A 16,901-nucleotide genomic window follows, 5' to 3' on the forward strand; every position below is an offset into this window, starting at 1 on the left:
TTGCGTGATTGGCGGGACCGGGTCGGCCGTCCTTGCCGGGGCAGGGCCGGCCCCGCCGCGCCGCGAGACGCATGTGCGGGGAGGCGCCGAGAATCGAAAAGGGGCCGCCCCAAGGCGGCCCCTGCGTCGGGTCGGACCTGCGCGCGGCGCGGGACTATTCGTCGGTCTGGTCCAGGAACGCGATCAGGTTCGCGCGATCCTCGGGCGAAGGCATGCCGCGATAGCTCATCGACGTGCCGGGCGCGAAGCCCTGCGGGTTCTCGAGGAACGCGAACAGGTTCTCGGGCGTCCAGACGTTGGCGTGCTCGCTCAGCGCGCCGGAATAGTTGAAGCCCTCGGCGGCGGCGACCTCGCGGCCCACAACGCCGTACAGGTACGGACCCACGGCGTTCGCGCCCTGCTCGAGCTGGTGGCAGGCGCGGCACTGGCTCCACAGGCGCTCGCCGGCCGAGGCGTCGGCGGCGGCGAGGTATTCTTCGGGTGCAAGCGCAGCCGTCTCTTCGGCGGGAGCCTCGGCGTCTTCGACCTCGATCACGTAGGCCGCGACCTCGTGGCCATGGTCTCCACCGACATGATACAGCGTTTCCGCCGCCCATTTGCCCAGCAGGAAGACCAGAAGCGCGCCGCACACCGCGCCGAGGGTCTTGGTGAAGGTCATCGTGTCAAACATGAAAAGGCCCGTTCCTGGTTTTCCCGGTCGTCGCGCGGGTATCTACGGCTTCCCTTCCAGCGAGGCAAGCGGTAGATACCGCGACGAAACGCCCCCGATGCGGGCAACTTTCAGGGGGATCGCCCGCATGACGAAACGCATCGCTTTCCAGGGCGAGCCCGGGGCCTATTCCGACCAGGCCTGCCGGGAGGCGCGGCCGGACATGGAGCCGCTGCCGTGCCGCAACTTCGAGGACGCCATCGAGGCGGTGCGCACGGGGGTGGCCGAGCTGGCGATGCTGCCGGTCGAGAACTCCACCTACGGCCGCGTCGCCGACATCCACCGCCTGCTGCCCCAAAGCGGCCTGCGCATCGTCGACGAGGCTTTCGTGCGCGTACATATCAGCCTGATGGCGCTGCCGGGCGTGCAGATCGAGGAGATCAGGCGCGTGCGCGCGCACCTTGTGCTGCTGCCGCAGGCGCAGAGCTTCCTGTCGCAATACGGCATCAAGGGCGAGGCCGCCGCGGACAGCGCGGGCGCCGCGGCGGACCTGGCCGCTTCGGGCGCGCGCGACGAGGGCGTTCTGGCGTCGGACCTGGCGGCGGATCTGCACGGGCTGCACATCCTGGCCCGGCACATCGAGGATCACGCCCACAACACCACGCGCTTCCTGATCATGGGCCGCGAGCCGGACCTGACGCGGCGCGGCCGACACGGCATGATGACGACCTTCGTCTTTCAGGTCCGCAACATTCCCGCCGCGCTCTACAAGGCGATGGGCGGCTTCGCGACCAACGGCGTCAACATGACCAAGCTGGAAAGCTACATGGTCGGCGGGTCGTTCACGGCGACGCAGTTCTACGCCGACATCGAGGGCCATCCTGACGATCCGGCGGTCGACCGCGCGCTGGAAGAGCTGGACTACTTCACCGACATGCTGGAAATCCTCGGCGTCTACCCGCGCGATCCGCGCCGCGACTGAGGGTTTCCACGCGGAGCGCGCCCGGGCGGGGCCGCGCGCAGATATCTCGGCCCGCCGCCTTCGGCAGCGGGCCTCGGAGGCCGCCCGTGCCGGGCGGCGGGCGCGCCCGACCGGGGGCTCCGGAACACGGACGATGCGGGGCAGGGCCCCCGCGGCAAGGGGATCGGGGAGAGGCATGAGCGAACGGGAACTGGCACGGATCACCGCCTCGGCCCCGCGCCGGGCGCTTGGCGTGGGTGCGCTGGGCGGTCTCGGCCTGCTGCTGATCTGGATCGCGGTCGCGACGCCGCCGGTCTCGGTCCTGTGGATGGCGTTCCTGCTGGTGGTCGGTTTCGTCTCGCTGGTCCTGGCGCAGTTGATGTGGCGCGCGACCGGAATCTCGATCGTGCTGACCGAGGAGGGGCTTTTCGACAGCACGGGCCAGGAGATCGCGCGGACCGAGGACATCGTGCGGGTCGACCGGGGGATCTTCGCGCTCAAGCCGTCGAACGGCTTCTCGCTGCTGCTGCGCACGTCGGGCCGCACGGTCTGGCGGCCGGGCCTGTGGTGGCGCTCGGGCCGGCGCGTGGCCGTGGGGGGCGTGACCGCGGGTCACCAGACGCGCCCCGTGGCCGACATCCTGGCGATGCGGGTGGCCGAGCGTCCGGCGCGCGAGGCCTGACGGCGGGCCCCATGCGGAGGCGGTCGGGGAATCGGCGGAAATAGGGGGTTTTTGGCAGGCCATCCGGGCGCTACCGTGCGGGGGAGAGGGTGACGCGCGGGCAAAGCGCATGCGCCGATCCCGTGCCAGACGCCGCCGCGCGATCCGGACCCGGATCCGTCGGCCCATCCGGAGGACGATCCATGAACGTACCGCGCAGCGAACCGACATTCCGCCAATCCGTGGACCTGATGTTCAACCGCGCCGTGGCGCTGATGGACCTCTCTCCGGGGCTCGAGGAGAAGATCCGCGTCTGCAACTCGACCTACACGGTCCGCTTCGGGGTGCGCCTGCGCGGGCAGATCTGCACGCTGACGGGCTATCGCAGCGTGCATTCCGAACACATGGAGCCGGTGAAGGGCGGCATTCGCTACGCCCCCACCGTCAATCAGGACGAGGTCGAGGCGCTGGCCGCGCTGATGACCTACAAGTGCGCGCTGGTCGAGACGCCCTTCGGCGGCTCGAAGGGCGGGCTGTGCATCGATCCGCGCGACTACGAGGTGCACGAGCTGGAGCTGATCACCCGCCGCTTCACCTACGAGCTGGCCAAGCGCGACCTGATCCACCCCGCGCAGAACGTGCCCGCCCCCGACATGGGCACCGGCGAGCGCGAGATGGCCTGGATGGCCGACCAGTACGCGCGGATGAACACCACCGACATCAACGCCCGGGCCTGCGTCACCGGCAAGCCGCTGAACTCGGGCGGCATCGCCGGACGGGTCGAGGCGACGGGCCGCGGCGTGCAATACGCCCTGCGCGAGTTCTTCCGCCACCCCGAGGACGTCGCCGTCGCCAAGCTTTCGGGCAGGCTCGACGGCAAGCGGGTCATCGTGCAGGGGCTCGGGAACGTGGGCTACCACGCGGCCAAGTTCCTGTCGGAGGAGGACGGCTGCCGCATCACCGCCGTGATCGAGCGCGACGGCGCGGTCTTCAGCGAGGCGGGGCTCGACATCGAGGCGCTGCACGACTGGATCCTGCGCCATGGCGGCGTCGCGGGCTTCCCCGGCGCGGGCTTCACGGCCGAAGGCGCGGCCCTGCTGGAGGAGGACTGCGACATCCTGGTTCCGGCCGCGCTGGAGGGGGTCATCAACCTGTCCAACGCGCACCGCATCAAGGCGCCGCTGATCATCGAGGCCGCCAACGGCCCGATCACCGCCGGCGCCGACGACATCCTGCGCGACCGCGGCTGCGTCATCATTCCCGACATGTACGCCAATGCCGGCGGCGTGACGGTGTCCTACTTCGAATGGGTCAAGAACCTCAGCCACATCCGCTTCGGCCGGATGCAGCGCCGGCAGGAGGAATCGCGCCACCAGCTGATCATCGACGAGCTCGAGCGGCTGTCGGCCGACAGCGGGGTGGGCTGGACGCTGTCGCCGGACTTCAAGACAAAGTACCTGCGCGGCGCCGACGAGCTGGAGCTGGTGCGCTCGGGGCTCGATGACACGATGCGCATCGCCTACCAGTCGATGCGCGAGACCTGGCACGGCCGCGAGGACGTGACCGATCTGCGCACCGCCGCCTACCTGGTGTCGATCGGCAAGGTCGCCTCGAGCTACCGCGCCAAGGGGCTGTGACCGCCACCCGGCGCGCCGGGGCGTGCCGGGGGCTTGCCGCTTCAAACCGGCGACGGACGGGGCATTGTCGCTGCGGCGGGGACGCGTGCCGCGAAAAAGCCGCGAACTTGTCGTGCGCGCGACCCGGTTCCCGACCGGTTCCCGCCGCAATGCCGGCCTATCCCTGAAAGGTGACTGCGCAAATCCAGCCGCCGGAAGGGATCGTGAGCATGAGGGAACCACTTCAGCGTCGCCGGGCGGTTGCCGGATTCGTGACGTCGGAAGACGGCTCCATGACGATCTTCTCGGCGCTGTTCATCGTGCTGCTCCTGGGCATCACGGGCGCTTCGGTCGACATCATGCGCCAGGAGGCCGTGCGCTCTTCCATGCAGGGCACGATCGACCGCGCGGTGCTGGCCGCGGCGGACCTCGAGCAGAACCGCCCGCCCGTCGCGGTGGTCGAGGATTACGTCGCCCGCGCCGGCATGTCCGACGCGCTGAGCGACGTGATCGTCGACGAAGGGTTGAACTACCGCGTCGTCACCGCCAGCAGCGCGCGCTCGCTGGACACCTTCTTCCTGCGCCTGTCGGGCTTCGACCAGCTGCTGGCCCCGGCCCGCGCCACCGCCGAGGAAAAGGTGGCGAACGTCGAGATCGCGCTGGTGCTGGACGTGTCCGGCTCGATGGGCAACTACGACCGGATCGGAAACCTGCGCGACGCCGCGCGCGCCTTCGTCGACACGGTGATCCAGCCCGAGGGCGCGCCGGGGCTGACCACCGTGTCGGTGGTGCCCTACAGCGCGACCGTCAATATCGGGACCGGCCTGGCGCCCTATTTCAACCTCGAAGAGACGCACGATTACTCGCATTGCGTGGCCTTCGACGCCGCCGACTTCGACGAGACGGCGGTCGATCCCGCCGCCACGCTGCGCCGGCTGGGCCATTTCGATCCGTATTCCACCTACGAGAACGCGACCGCGATCTCCAACCCCTGGTGCCCGACCGCGGAAACCTCGGCGATCATCATCCACAGCGCGGACTCCGTGCTTCTGCGCGAGCGCATCGGCGCGCTGAGCGCCGGCGGCAACACGGCCACCGATCTGGGCATGAAACTGGGCGTGGCGCTTCTGGACCCCGCGATGCGGCCGGTGGTGCAGCAGCTGGCGGCCGCCGGGATGGTGCCGGCAACCGCGAACGCCCGCCCCGCGGAATACGACGACCGCGAGGCGCTGAAATTCGTGGTGGTGATGACCGACGGCGACAACACCTCGCAATACGATCTCAAGCCGCATTACCGCACCGGCTTTTCCGAGTTGTGGATCGACGACCGGGGCAACACCTACGCCTCCGACGACCGGTTTTCCCTGCGGGTGCGCGACTGGTCGGGGTCTAGCAACGACGTCTGGTTCCAGGAACGCTACGAGAGCGATGCGCAGCGCCGCTACGCCAACCAGCCCGACGGCGGCACGGGCGCACGGCGCATGACGCATGCCGAGGTCTTCGCGCGGTTCGGTTCCCGTGCCGTGGCGCGCCGGTTCATGACGCAACCCTATTACGACGGCTACGTCTCCTACAGCCAGTATTACGACATGTATTACGCGGCCGAGGCGACCGTGGGCGCAGCCGAGGCCGACAACCGGCTGTCGCGCATCTGCGCCGCCGCGCGCGCCAGGGGCATGGTCGTCTTCGCCATCGGCTTCGAGGCGCCTGCCCGCGGGCAGGAGGCGATGCGCGACTGCGCGTCGTCGGCCGCGCACTATTTCGATGTCGAAGGGGTCGAGATCGCCGATACCTTCCACGCGATCGCGCGCCAGATCAACAGCCTGAGGTTGACCGAATGACCCGCCTCGTCCTGCGCCGCCTCCGCCGGTTCGGCCGCGCGGAAGACGGCAACGTCACGATCGAGTTCGCGATCTGGTTCACCCTCGTCTTCATGCTGCTGGCCAGCGGAATCGAGATCGCCTACATGAACCTGCGCCACGCCATGCTCGAGCGCGCGGTCGACTTGTCCGTCCGCGATATCCGCCTCGGCACCGGCTCGCCGCCAAGCTATCTCGAGGTGCGCGACAGCATCTGCGAGAAGGCGAACATCATCCAGAATTGCGCCGGGAACCTCCGGCTGGAAATGATCCCGGTGTCGCCGCGGGCGATGGACGGCTTCACCGAAAGCCCCGACTGCCAGAACGCCGAGCAGGAGCCGCGCCCGGTGCGCAGTTTCGCCCCGGGGATGGAAAACCAGCTGATGCTGCTGCGCGTCTGCATGACGTTCAAGCCGGTGTTGCCGACAATCGGGCTGGGCGAGAAGCTGCACAAGGACGCCGAAGGCTATTCCTGGCTGGTCGTCAAGTCGGCCTTCGTGCAGGAACCGAGGTGACACCATGCTGAACCCCGCCCCCTTCCTGCGCGCGCTGTCGCGTCGCCTGCGCCGCTTCGGCCGCGACGAGGACGGCGTGATCTCGATCGAGATGGTGATCTGGACGCCGCTCATCCTGGTGGTCATGGCCTCGACCTTCACGCTGTTCGAGGCGTTCCGGCAGGAAAGCCTCAACATCAAGGCGGCGCACACGATCTCGGACGCCATCTCGCGCGAGACCGATGCGCTCGACACCGAGTATCTCGACGGGATGCTGTCGGTGCTGCGCTACCTGACCAACAGCTCCGGCACCTATGGGCTGCGGATCTCGCTGGTGCGCTACGACGCCGGGAACGACGAATACGAGGTGCGCTGGTCGCAGACCCGCGGCGATTTCGGCGCGATGGACGACAACCTGCTGGCGTTGATTCGCGACCGGCTGCCGACCCTGCTGGACAACGAAGCCGTCGTCGTGGTCGAGACCGAGACCGAGCATACGCCGGTGCTCGACATCCCGGCGCTGCAACCGCAGCACTTCTACAACTTCGTCTTCACGCGGCCGCGTTTCGCGCCCCAGGTGGTCTGGGCCGGCTGATCCCGCGGTTGCCCCCGGCGCGGTGACGGACTAGCTGGGTCCCGTGGCCCGGCGATGCGCCGGGCTCGCTGCCAAAGGGGGATCTCAATGCCGCGCCTCGCGCTCGTCTTCGGCCTGCTGCTGCCCTGCGCGGCGGCGGCGCAGCAATACGACCCGCAGGAATGCGCCGACCAGGCCAGGGTGGTGATGATCGGCGTCACCGCGCGCGCCGACGGCGCCAGCCGCGACCAGACCGCCGCCGCCCTAGGCGCCCGTCTGCCCGGGGACGTGGCGGCGATGCTGGCCAACTGGATCGTCACGCTTCCGCCCGAATTGCTGACCGAGCAGGTGGCCGAGGCCTGGCGCGCCCAGTGCGAGGCGCTCTGATCCGCTCGCATCTCCGCCCCGGACCTTCCCTTGGCGGGCGACGGTGTCGCGCCGGGTCACGCTTGGATTCGGCGCGTCGCGGCGCGATACTGTCACCATGAGTCTGCCCCCCGGTTTCCTGGACGAATTGCGCACCCGCACCAGCCTGACGCAGGTCGTCGGGCGCAAGGTCATGTGGGACAACCGCAAGTCGAACCAGGGCAAGGGCGACATGTGGGCGCCGTGCCCGTTCCACCACGAAAAGACCGCGTCGTTCCACGTCGACGACCGCAAGGGCTTCTACTACTGCTTCGGCTGCCAGGCGAAGGGCGACGCGATCAAGTTCGTCTGCTACACCGAGAACGTCGGCTTCATGGAGGCGGTCGAGATCCTCGCCGCCGAGGCCGGCATGGAGGTGCCGAAGCTGGACCCCCGGGCCCAGCAGAAGGCCGACCGCAACACCCAGCTGGCCGAGGTAATGGAGGTCGCCGTCGCGTTCTACCGCCTGCAATTGCAGCGCGGCGTGGCGGCGGATGCGCGCGCCTACCTCGACCGGCGGGGCCTGAAGCCAGACGCGCTGGACCGCTTCGAGATCGGCTTTGCCCCCGACGGCTGGGAGGCGCTGCGCACCCACCTGGAAAGCAAGGGCGTCGACATCGCGCTGATGCGCGAGGCCGGGCTGGTCAAGGACTCGGCCAAGGGCCGCAAGCCCTACGACGTGTTCCGCAACCGCATCATGTTCCCGATCCGCGACGGGCGGGGCCGCGCGATCGCCTTCGGCGGCCGGGCGATGGACCCGAACGACAACGCCAAGTACCTCAACTCGCCCGAGACCGCGCTCTTCGACAAGTCGCGCAACCTCTACAACCTGCGCGCCGCGCGCGAGGCAGCCGGCAAGGGCCAGACCCTCGTGGTGGCCGAGGGCTACATGGACGTCATCGCGCTCTCCGAGGCCGGGTTCGAGGCCGCCGTCGCACCCCTGGGGACCGCCGTGACCGAGCCGCAGATCCAGCTGATGTGGCGCGTCAGCGACGAGCCGGTGATCGCGCTCGACGGCGATACGGCGGGGCTGCGCGCTGCGGCACGGGTGATCGACCTCGCGCTGCCGCTGCTCGAGGCGGGCAAGGGCCTGCGCTTCGCCCTGATGCCCGAGGGCAAGGACCCCGACGACCTGCTGCGCGCCGAAGGCCCGCAGGCCGTGGCGAAGGTTCTCGAAGCCGCGCGGTCCATGGTCTCGGTCCTGTGGGAGCGCGAGATCGCGGGCCGCGACTTCGACAGCCCCGAACGCCGCGCAGCACTCGACAAGGCGCTGCGCGCACGCATCGCCGCGATCAAGGACCCGTCGCTGCGCCACCACTACGGCCAGGCGATCAAGGAGTTGCGGTGGGAGCTGTTCCGCGCCAAGCCGAAGCCCCGCGATGGCGGCTTCGGCGGCGGCGGGGGCGGCGGCGCCCGCAAGCCCTGGCGCCGCGACGCGCCCCAGCCCGCCACGCCGCTGGCCAAGGCGTCGCTGCTGGCCAGCGCGAACGAGGATACCGAAACCCGCCTGCGCGAGGCCGTGGTGCTGGCCACCGTGCTGACCACGCCCGAAATCGCGGCTGAGTTCGAGACCCGGCTGGAGGCGCTGGATTGCGTCGACCCCGATCACGCCGCCCTGCGCGACGCGATCCTGCGCTGCATCGGCAACGAGGGCGCCATGCGCGCGCGATGCGAGGACGCGATCGGCGCGGAAGCCCTTGAAACCATGCTGGCCTCGCGCCATCTGACAATCGTGCCATGCCTCAGGCGGCCCGGCGATGCCGATCTGGCCCGCTTGACGGTGGCCGAGGTGCTGGCAAAACTGGAAGCCGCGCGCGGCTGGCGGGCAGAAATGGCCGAGGCCGAAGAGGATCTGGAGCGCCATCCGGACGAGGCGCTGACATGGCGACTGGCGCAGGCCGCGCAGGCCCGCGCCCATGCGGGGCGGCTCGACGAAGAGGACGACGCCGATTTCGAAATCGGCCCGAACGGCGCCCATGTAGACCGGACCGAGCGCAGCGCGCTCGATTCGCTGCTGGCCCAGATCCGCTTCGACAAGGGGCGGCACTAGCGGGCCACGAGAATTATGTTAGGGAAACAAGCGGGAAATCTGGGTAAACCGGTTTGCGAATCAGCATGACCCCGGTTTGATTCGCTCCGGACGAATCACCGCCCGTCCCTCGATCAGGAGAGCCTCATGGCAGCCAAGGACAACGACGACGCGAAGCCTCAGGAGCAGGAGGAAGAGCTGTCGCTCGACATGAGCCAGGCCGCGGTCAAGAAGATGATCGCCGACGCGCGCGAGCGTGGCTACATCACCTACGACCAGCTCAACCAGGTGCTGCCGCCCGATCAGGTCAGTTCGGACCAGATCGAGGACGTCATGTCGATGCTCTCGGAAATGGGCATCCAGGTCACCGAGGACGACGAGGAAGGCGAGGACGACGAGGCCAAGGGAACGACCGATCTGGTCGAGACCAAGAAGGCCGGCGAGGTCACGCTCGGCTCGGGCACATCCGAGAAGCTCGACCGCACCGACGACCCGGTGCGCATGTACCTGCGCGAGATGGGCAGCGTCGAACTGCTCAGCCGCGAGGGCGAGATCGCGATCGCCAAGCGGATCGAGGCCGGCCGCAACACGATGATCCTGGGGCTGTGCGAAAGCCCGCTGACCTTCCAGGCGATCACCATCTGGCGCGAGGAACTGCTGTCCGAGGACATCCTGCTGCGCGACGTGATCGACCTCGAGACCACGTTCTCCGGGCAGATGGGCGAAGAGGGCGAGCTGGGCGAACCGGTGGTCGACACCTCGGGCGCCGAGACGTCCAAGTCCGACGAGTCCGGCGGCGGCACGGAATACGACGCCGACGGCAACCCGATCGCCCGCGAGGACGACGAGGACGACGACGAGCAGGCCAACATGTCGTTGGCCGCGATGGAGGCGGCGCTGAAGCCGCGCGTGCTGGAGACCCTCGACCGGATCGCGCGCGACTACGAGGAGCTGGCCGCGATGCAGGACAGCCGCATCTCGGCCACGCTGAACGAGGACGGATCGTTCTCGGCCGAGGACGAGACGCGCTACCAGCGCGTGCGCGGCGAGATCGTGGAACTGGTCAACGGGCTGCACCTGCACAACAACCGCATCGAGGCGCTGATCGACCAGCTCTACGGCATCAACAAGCGCATCATGGTCATCGACAGCGCCATGGTGAAGCTGGCCGACCAGGCGCGCATCAACCGCAAGGAATTCATCGACGAGTACCGCGGGCACGAGCTCGATCCGTCGTGGATGGACCGCATGGGCCAGAAGGCCGGGCGCGGCTGGCAGACCTTCATCGAACGCTCCAGCGACAAGGCCGAGGAGCTGCGCGCCGAGATGGCGCAGGTGGGCCAGTACGTGGGCCTCGACATCTCCGAGTTCCGCCGCATCGTGAACCAGGTCCAGAAAGGTGAGAAGGAAGCCCGCGTCGCCAAGAAGGAGATGGTCGAGGCCAACCTGCGCCTCGTGATCTCGATCGCCAAGAAGTACACCAACCGCGGGCTGCAGTTCCTGGACCTGATCCAGGAGGGCAACATCGGCCTGATGAAGGCGGTCGACAAGTTCGAGTATCGCCGCGGCTACAAGTTCAGCACCTATGCGACCTGGTGGATCCGGCAGGCGATCACGCGCTCGATCGCCGACCAGGCGCGGACCATCCGCATCCCGGTCCACATGATCGAGACGATCAACAAGCTCGTGCGCACCGGCCGCCAGATGCTGCACGAGATCGGCCGCGAACCCACGCCCGAGGAACTGGCCGAAAAGCTGCAGATGCCGCTCGAGAAGGTCCGCAAGGTGATGAAGATCGCCAAGGAGCCGATCAGCCTCGAGACGCCCATCGGCGACGAGGAGGACAGCCAGCTCGGCGACTTCATCGAGGACAAGAACGCCGTCCTGCCGCTGGACGCCGCCATCCAGGACAACCTGAAGGAAACCACGACCCGCGTGCTGTCGTCGCTCACCCCGCGCGAGGAGCGCGTGCTGCGCATGCGCTTCGGGATCGGCATGAACACCGACCATACGCTGGAAGAGGTGGGCCAGCAGTTCAGCGTGACGCGCGAACGCATCCGCCAGATCGAGGCGAAGGCCCTGCGCAAGCTCAAGCACCCCAGCCGGTCGCGCAAGCTGCGCTCCTTCCTCGACCAGTAGCGCCGGCACGGCGCTCTGGACGCGACACGCATGATGAGGGGCCCCGCGCGGGGCCCCTTTGTCGTTCCGGGTCTTTCGTGCCGCACGCGCCCGCCGCGCCGGATCGGCTTGCGGTTTCGTGCCCCGGCCGCCCGCCATCGCACGCCTGCCCGTTTCGCACGCACAGGCGAACCGCAGACGCCTGTGGCATCCGTTACAATTTGACTCGAATCGCGCTCTTCGGCTTAGTGGAGGGGCACACCGGGGTGTGGCGCCATGACGGTACGCTTGTTCAGATGTGATGAATGTGGCCATCGGATGCGGTTGGGGCGCAATTACTGCGGCCGGTGCTTCGCGGCCAAACCCGTCGCCCAAAGGCCGGCCATGATGAGCCTGTTCGCCATCGTCGTCGCCGCACTCGCGGCGCTGGCGGTCGTTCGCTTCGTCTGACGAACGCATCCTCGACCGCCCCGCCGGCACCGCTGCCGCTAGTCGTTCGGCATGACGAAGATTTCCTGCACCGCCGCGCGCTTGTCGGCGTCGAGCGCGAACATGGCTGCGCGCGCGATGTCCTCGGCCTGTAGCTTGTCGGGCTTGGGCTCGTCGAAGAAGGGCGTGTCCACCATGCCCGGCGCGATCACCGTGCAGCGCCCGCCGAATTCGCGCATCTCCTCGGCCAGGTTGCCGCCGTAGCCGTGCACGAACCACTTCGACGCGCCATAGACCGAGCCCTTGATGTGTCGCCGGCCGGCCGCGGACCCGGTCAGCAGCAGGTCGCCCTTCGCCTTCCTGAGGTGGGGCATCGCAGCCTTCGCGGTCCACAGCAGCCCCATTACGTTGACGCGGATCATGTGCTCCCATTCCTCGGGATCCCCAGCCTCGGTACCCGCGGCCGAAAGCCCGGTGCCGGCGTTGGCGAAGGCCGCGTCGACGCTGCCGAAATGCTCGGCCAGGCGGTCCACCGCCTTCTGCTGCTGCGTGAACTCGGTCGCGTCGCCGGGCAGGGGCAGCGCCGCGTCGCCCAGCGTTTCCGCCAGATCGGCCAGCTTGGCCTCGGATCGGGCGAAGAGCCCGACGTTCCAGCCCGCCTCGACGGCCGCGTGCGCGGTGGCGGCGCCAATCCCGCTCGAGGCGCCGGTGATGAAGATCGTCCTGGTCATGGTCGTGTCCCGATTACCTGTTGTCCTGGTGCCGCCCGAAAGGGCGCGTCGCCCCTTCAACCCCCGCCGCATCGCCTTGGTTTCACCGCGCGGCCGGCTGCGGCGTTGCACCGCGCCGACAAGCCGTGCGACAGACGTGTGGCAGGTGCAGCCGGGGGCAGGGGATTTATGCAGACCACATTCACCATCTCGACCAGCGGGCCGGGCCTGTACGAAATCACCGGCGACGTGGCGGCCTGGGTCCGCGGCACCGGGCTGTGCACGCTGTTCATCCGCCACACGTCGGCCAGCCTTCTGATCCAGGAAAACGCCGATCCCGATGTCCGCCGCGACCTGCTGGCCTGGCTGGACCGGACCGTGCCGCCGGCGGATCATCCCGACATGGCTTTCGTCATGCATCGCTCCGAAGGTCCCGACGACATGCCCGCGCATATCAAGGCCTCGATCCTGCCGGTCAGCCTGCAGATCCCCGTGACGCGCGGCACGCTGGCGCTGGGCACCTGGCAGGGCATCTTCCTGGTCGAGCATCGCGCGGCCCCGCATCGCCGGCAGGTCGTCGCGCACATGGCCTGAGCGGCGACACCCCCGCGCCGACGCCCGCATCCGCGGCCAGCGCCGCCCGCGAATCCGCATCTGGGGCCGGGAAATCGGCTCTACCCAAAACCTGCGGGGTTGCCTATAGTTCCTGTGGATAAGCGGGCCGAACCCCGCAACCACGCCCATGAGCAGTCACGAACGAGGGGACCGGCCGAATGCGCTGCCCGTTTTGCGGAAGCATAGACACCCAGGTCAAGGATTCACGCCCGGCCGAAGACCACGTCTCGATCCGGCGGCGGCGCTTCTGCCCGGCCTGCGGCGGACGGTTCACCACCTACGAACGCGTGCAGCTGCGCGACCTCGTGGTGGTGAAATCCAATGGCCGGCGCGAAGACTTCGACCGCGACAAGCTGGAACGCTCGATCCGGATTGCGCTGCAGAAACGCCCCATCGAGCCCGAGCGCATGGACCAGATGATCTCGGGCATCGTGCGGCGGCTTGAATCGATGGGCGAGACCGACATCCCCTCGAAGCTGATCGGCGAGATCGTGATGGAGGCGCTCGCCCGGATCGACACCGTCGCCTACGTGCGCTTCGCCAGCGTCTACAAGAACTTCCAGGCCGCGGACGATTTCGACCGCTTCGTCAGCGAATTGCGGCCCCAGCCCGGCGCGCCGGGCGACAAGTGACCGCCGCCGCGACGGCCGAAGACGCCCGCCACATGGCCCACGCGCTGGCGCTGGGCCGGCGGACGCGCGGCCAGTGCTGGCCCAACCCCGCCGTCGGCTGCGTCATCGTCCGTGACAACCGCATCGTCGGCCGCGGCTGGACGCAACCGGGCGGCCGCCCCCACGCCGAGACCGAGGCGCTGCGCATGGCAGGCCCCGCGGCGCGCGGCGCCACCGCCTATGTCACGTTGGAACCCTGCTCGCATCACGGCCGGACGCCGCCCTGCGCCGACGCGCTGGTCGAGGTCGGTATCGCCCGCGTCGTCGCAGCCATCGGTGACCGCGACCCCCGCGTCTCGGGCGCGGGCTTCGCCCGCCTGCGCGAGGCCGGGATCGAGGTCGTGACGGACGTGCTGGCAGAACAGGCGCAGGACGACCTTGGCGGCTTCTTCCTGCGCATCGACCAGGGCCGGCCCTGGCTGACCCTGAAACTCGCGCTCAGCCTCGACGGTCGCATCGCCACCGCGACGGGCGAAAGCCGCTGGATCACCGGGCCCGAGGCGCGCCGCGCCGTGCACGCCCTGCGCGCCAGCCACGACGCGGTGATGGTCGGCGCCGGCACCGCGCGCGCCGACGACCCGGCGCTGACGGTGCGCGGCTTCGGCGACCGCCGCCAGCCGGTCCGCGTTGCCGTCTCGCGCCATCTCGACCTGCCGCTGATGGGCCAGCTTGCCCGCACCGCGCGCGAGGTGCCCGTCTGGGTCTGTCACGGCGCCGACGTGACCGCCCCGCTACGCGAGGCCTGGACCGGTCTCGGCGCGCGACTGCTGCCCTGCGCGGTCACCGCCGGCCGGGTCGATCCGCTGGCGGTACTTCAGGCCCTGGGGGCCGAAGGCATCACCCGAGTCTTCTGCGAGGGCGGCGGACAGCTGGCGGCCTCGCTGCTGGCCGCCGACCTGGTGGACGAGCTTCAGGTCTTCGGCGCGGGCCTCGCGCTGGGGGCCGAAGGTCAGCCCGGATTGGGCGCGCTCGGGATCGAGCGGCTGGCCGAGGCGCCGCGTTTCCGATTGCGCGCGCTGGACGCGGTGGGCGGCGACACGCGGCAGGTCTGGCGGCGCGCCGCGTAGGCGGTCAGCGCCACAGCGACGCCCGCGACGCCAGCAGGCCCTGCGCCTTCGACAGCACGCGCACCACCGGTCCACGCGGCAGGGCGTGCCCCGACTCCAGCCGCTCCAGCGCCACCTCGACCGGGCAGGCCAGGCCCGTCACCGGGTCGCGGTAGCGCGGATATGCGACCAGCGTCGCGTGGACGAGGGCCACAACGTCGGAGCGCGGCCCGGCCAGGCGCCGCGCGGGCACCGGCCCCAGGTCCCGCGTCAGCCCCCAGCCCGCGTAGAACGGCGCGCCCAGCGTGGTCACCGCGACGCCACGCAACAGCGCCTCGAACCCCGTCAGCGAGGTCATCGTCCAGACCTCGTCCACCGCCTCCAGCAGCGGCGCGATCGCCGTCCCGGCCAGCACCGCGTCGGCCCATCGCTCGGGCGCCTCGGCCCGCCCCGCGCGCAGCCCGGCTTCCACGTCCGGGTGCGGCTTGTACAGCAGCACCGCGTCCGGGCGTTCGGCGCGCGCCCGTTGCAGCAGCGCCGCGTTGGTCCGGACCTCCGGGCTTCCCAGCCTGATCGAGGCATCATCCTCGACCTGGCCGACGACCAGCACGCGCCGACCCTCCGGCAGGTCCGGCACCGCGCCACCCAGATTGTATTTCGACAGCCCGCCGGCGCGGATGCGCGCGATCACCCGCTCGGCCCGCAGCCTTTCGTCCTCGCGCAGCCCGTGGCTCTCCGCGATCAGCCGCTCCAGCCCCGAGGGGCGGGTCGGATCGTAGTAGATCCCCCGACCGTCCAGCACCAGCGACAGCGGCGGCACCAGCTGCGCGCCGAGGCCGCGCGAGCGCAGGAACCCGTCCTCGACCTGCACCGCGTCCTCGGCCGGTGCCTTGCCGGCCCAAGCCATGCGGCGGCGGCCGGTGCTCGCGGACACGCGTCTCGCCTTGTCGGGGTTCTCGGTGAACACCACGCGTCGCGTCGCGCCAAAGAAGCCCTGCATCGGCTTGCGCTTCCACAGCCGCATTCCGGTGGCGACCCAGCCCGCGCGATCCTCGCGCCAGGCGCGGGCCTGCGCCTCGATCGCGTCCAGCGCCTGCTCGAACGTCGCCGGCCGGTCGCGGTAGGGGTCGTGCCAGTACGGGTAGAGGATCATCGCCGCGGCGAACAGCTGCGCGCGGGTCAGGGTGCGGGCGCGGCGGGGCAGGGTGGTCTCGTCCGCGCTCAGGCCCCAGCCGGCGTAGAACGGCGTGCCGAAGACGCGCGGGCGGTGCCCCGCCAGGATCGCCTCGAACCCCATCTGCGACGAAACGGTATAGACCGCGGTCGCCCCCTCCAGCAGCGCCCAGGGCGACACGGGCGCGTCGTTCAGCGTGATCCCCTCGGTGCAGTCGGCCGGCGTAAAGTGCCCGGGCCGCAGGCCCCGCGCGGTCTCGGGGTGGGTGCGCAGCACGATCCGCGCGCCGGGGTTCTCCTGCCGCGCGAAGGTCAGCATCTCGAGGAACCGCGCCCGGTCCGCGCCGCTGGCCGTGACCGAGGCATCGCCGCGCACCTGGTCCACCACCAGCACGTAGCCCGGCGCCGGCGGCTCGATGTCCGGCAGCGTCGCGGAGTACTTGGACAGGTGCGATGTCTGCATCCGCGCGATCCCGGCCCGCGCGCGCGCCAGCAGCGCGTGGTCGTCCAGCGGATCGGTCGCCAGCAGCACCTCGAGATCCGATGGCCGGGCGGCATCGAAATGCACGCCCCGGCGGTCGATCAGCAGCCCGATCGGCGGCTCTCCGACGCGGCCCGGATGCAGCGAGCGCAGGAACGCGTCCTCGATCCGCACCAGCGCGGCGCCGGTGCGCCGGGCCAGCGCCGCGCCGCGATGCGCCGTGGGCGAGGCGCCCCAGATGCCCACGTGTCCCTCCGGCCCGGGCAGGCCCAGCGCCACCTGCCAGCCCGCGTGGCGCAGCATCCGCCGCATGCCCGGCCGCAGGAACCCGCCGTTGCACACGTGAAGGCGCCGGAGGATTTCTCCCCCGGCGCGGCCCTGTCCCTCGTTGTCGTTATGGCTCAAGGGCC

16 protein-coding genes are annotated in these 16,901 nt (G+C 69.8%); 13 read left to right on the forward strand and 3 right to left on the reverse strand.

Going from position 1 to position 16,901, the window contains the following annotated elements; all coding sequences use genetic code 11:
* Positions 1-154 precede the first annotated feature (154 nt).
* Positions 155-670: a c-type cytochrome gene (locus BLW27_RS10760; protein WP_089883125.1), complete on the reverse strand. Its 516-nt coding sequence runs from the start codon at positions 668-670 to the stop codon at positions 155-157.
* A gap of 127 nt (positions 671-797) precedes the next feature.
* On the opposite strand from BLW27_RS10760, the gene BLW27_RS10765 reads away from it, so the two are divergent.
* The 10 genes from BLW27_RS10765 (at position 798) to BLW27_RS21175 (ending at position 11,816) form a co-directional block, all read left to right on the forward strand.
* Complete coding sequence (locus tag BLW27_RS10765; protein ID WP_089883127.1) at positions 798-1,631, forward strand: prephenate dehydratase; 834 nt, start codon at positions 798-800, stop codon at positions 1,629-1,631.
* A 175-nt stretch (positions 1,632-1,806) separates the two neighbouring features.
* Positions 1,807-2,292, forward strand: a complete 486-nt coding sequence (locus tag BLW27_RS10770) for a hypothetical protein (protein ID WP_089883129.1) — start codon at positions 1,807-1,809, stop codon at positions 2,290-2,292.
* 182 nt (positions 2,293-2,474) lie between these two features.
* Positions 2,475-3,908, forward strand: a complete 1,434-nt coding sequence (locus tag BLW27_RS10775) for a Glu/Leu/Phe/Val family dehydrogenase (RefSeq protein ID WP_089883131.1) — start codon at positions 2,475-2,477, stop codon at positions 3,906-3,908.
* A 209-nt stretch (positions 3,909-4,117) separates the two neighbouring features.
* A complete protein-coding gene (locus BLW27_RS10780) occupies positions 4,118-5,728 on the forward strand; it encodes a Tad domain-containing protein (RefSeq protein ID WP_089883133.1) in 1,611 nt (536 codons plus the stop codon).
* Entirely contained in the window at positions 5,725-6,261 is a 537-nt protein-coding gene (locus BLW27_RS10785) for a TadE/TadG family type IV pilus assembly protein (protein WP_089883135.1), read from the forward strand. Before BLW27_RS10780 ends, BLW27_RS10785 begins: the two co-directional genes overlap by 4 nt.
* Positions 6,262-6,265: 4 nt before the next feature.
* On the forward strand, positions 6,266-6,835 hold the full coding sequence (locus BLW27_RS10790; protein WP_245710842.1) for a TadE/TadG family type IV pilus assembly protein: 570 nt from the start codon (positions 6,266-6,268) through the stop codon (positions 6,833-6,835).
* Between the two features lie 87 nt (positions 6,836-6,922).
* A complete protein-coding gene (locus BLW27_RS10795) occupies positions 6,923-7,201 on the forward strand; it encodes a hypothetical protein (RefSeq protein WP_089883137.1) in 279 nt (92 codons plus the stop codon).
* A gap of 97 nt (positions 7,202-7,298) precedes the next feature.
* Complete coding sequence (gene dnaG / locus BLW27_RS10800; protein WP_089883139.1) at positions 7,299-9,269, forward strand: DNA primase; 1,971 nt, start codon at positions 7,299-7,301, stop codon at positions 9,267-9,269.
* Positions 9,270-9,395: 126 nt separating this feature from the next.
* Positions 9,396-11,387, forward strand: coding sequence for an RNA polymerase sigma factor RpoD (gene rpoD / locus BLW27_RS10805; protein ID WP_089883141.1), 1,992 nt, complete (start codon positions 9,396-9,398; stop codon positions 11,385-11,387).
* A 255-nt stretch (positions 11,388-11,642) separates the two neighbouring features.
* Positions 11,643-11,816 (forward strand): hypothetical protein, encoded by a 174-nt coding sequence (locus tag BLW27_RS21175; protein WP_177177874.1) that lies wholly within the window; start codon positions 11,643-11,645, stop codon positions 11,814-11,816.
* Positions 11,817-11,854: 38 nt separating this feature from the next.
* On the opposite strand, the gene BLW27_RS10810 is transcribed toward BLW27_RS21175, so the two are convergent.
* Positions 11,855-12,526: an SDR family oxidoreductase gene (locus BLW27_RS10810; protein WP_089883143.1), complete on the reverse strand. Its 672-nt coding sequence runs from the start codon at positions 12,524-12,526 to the stop codon at positions 11,855-11,857.
* A 168-nt stretch (positions 12,527-12,694) separates the two neighbouring features.
* Between BLW27_RS10810 and BLW27_RS10815 the strand changes: the two genes are divergently transcribed.
* The 3 genes from BLW27_RS10815 (at position 12,695) to ribD (ending at position 14,858) form a co-directional block, all read left to right on the forward strand.
* Entirely contained in the window at positions 12,695-13,099 is a 405-nt protein-coding gene (locus BLW27_RS10815) for a secondary thiamine-phosphate synthase enzyme YjbQ (protein WP_089883144.1), read from the forward strand.
* Between the two features lie 179 nt (positions 13,100-13,278).
* Positions 13,279-13,752 carry a transcriptional regulator NrdR gene (gene nrdR / locus BLW27_RS10820; protein WP_089883146.1) on the forward strand — a complete coding sequence of 158 codons (474 nt, stop codon included), beginning with the start codon at positions 13,279-13,281 and terminating at the stop codon, positions 13,750-13,752.
* Positions 13,749-14,858 (forward strand): bifunctional diaminohydroxyphosphoribosylaminopyrimidine deaminase/5-amino-6-(5-phosphoribosylamino)uracil reductase RibD, encoded by a 1,110-nt coding sequence (gene ribD / locus BLW27_RS10825; protein ID WP_342708057.1) that lies wholly within the window; start codon positions 13,749-13,751, stop codon positions 14,856-14,858. Before nrdR ends, ribD begins: the two co-directional genes overlap by 4 nt.
* 4 nt (positions 14,859-14,862) lie before the next feature.
* Here ribD and BLW27_RS10830 read toward each other — a convergent pair whose 3' ends face one another.
* Positions 14,863-16,896 carry a capsular polysaccharide biosynthesis protein gene (locus BLW27_RS10830; RefSeq protein WP_483862381.1) on the reverse strand — a complete coding sequence of 678 codons (2,034 nt, stop codon included), beginning with the start codon at positions 16,894-16,896 and terminating at the stop codon, positions 14,863-14,865.
* Positions 16,897-16,901 lie beyond the last annotated feature (5 nt).

This window comes from Citreimonas salinaria (genome assembly GCF_900107235.1).
Lineage (GTDB): Bacteria > Pseudomonadota > Alphaproteobacteria > Rhodobacterales > Rhodobacteraceae > Citreimonas > Citreimonas salinaria.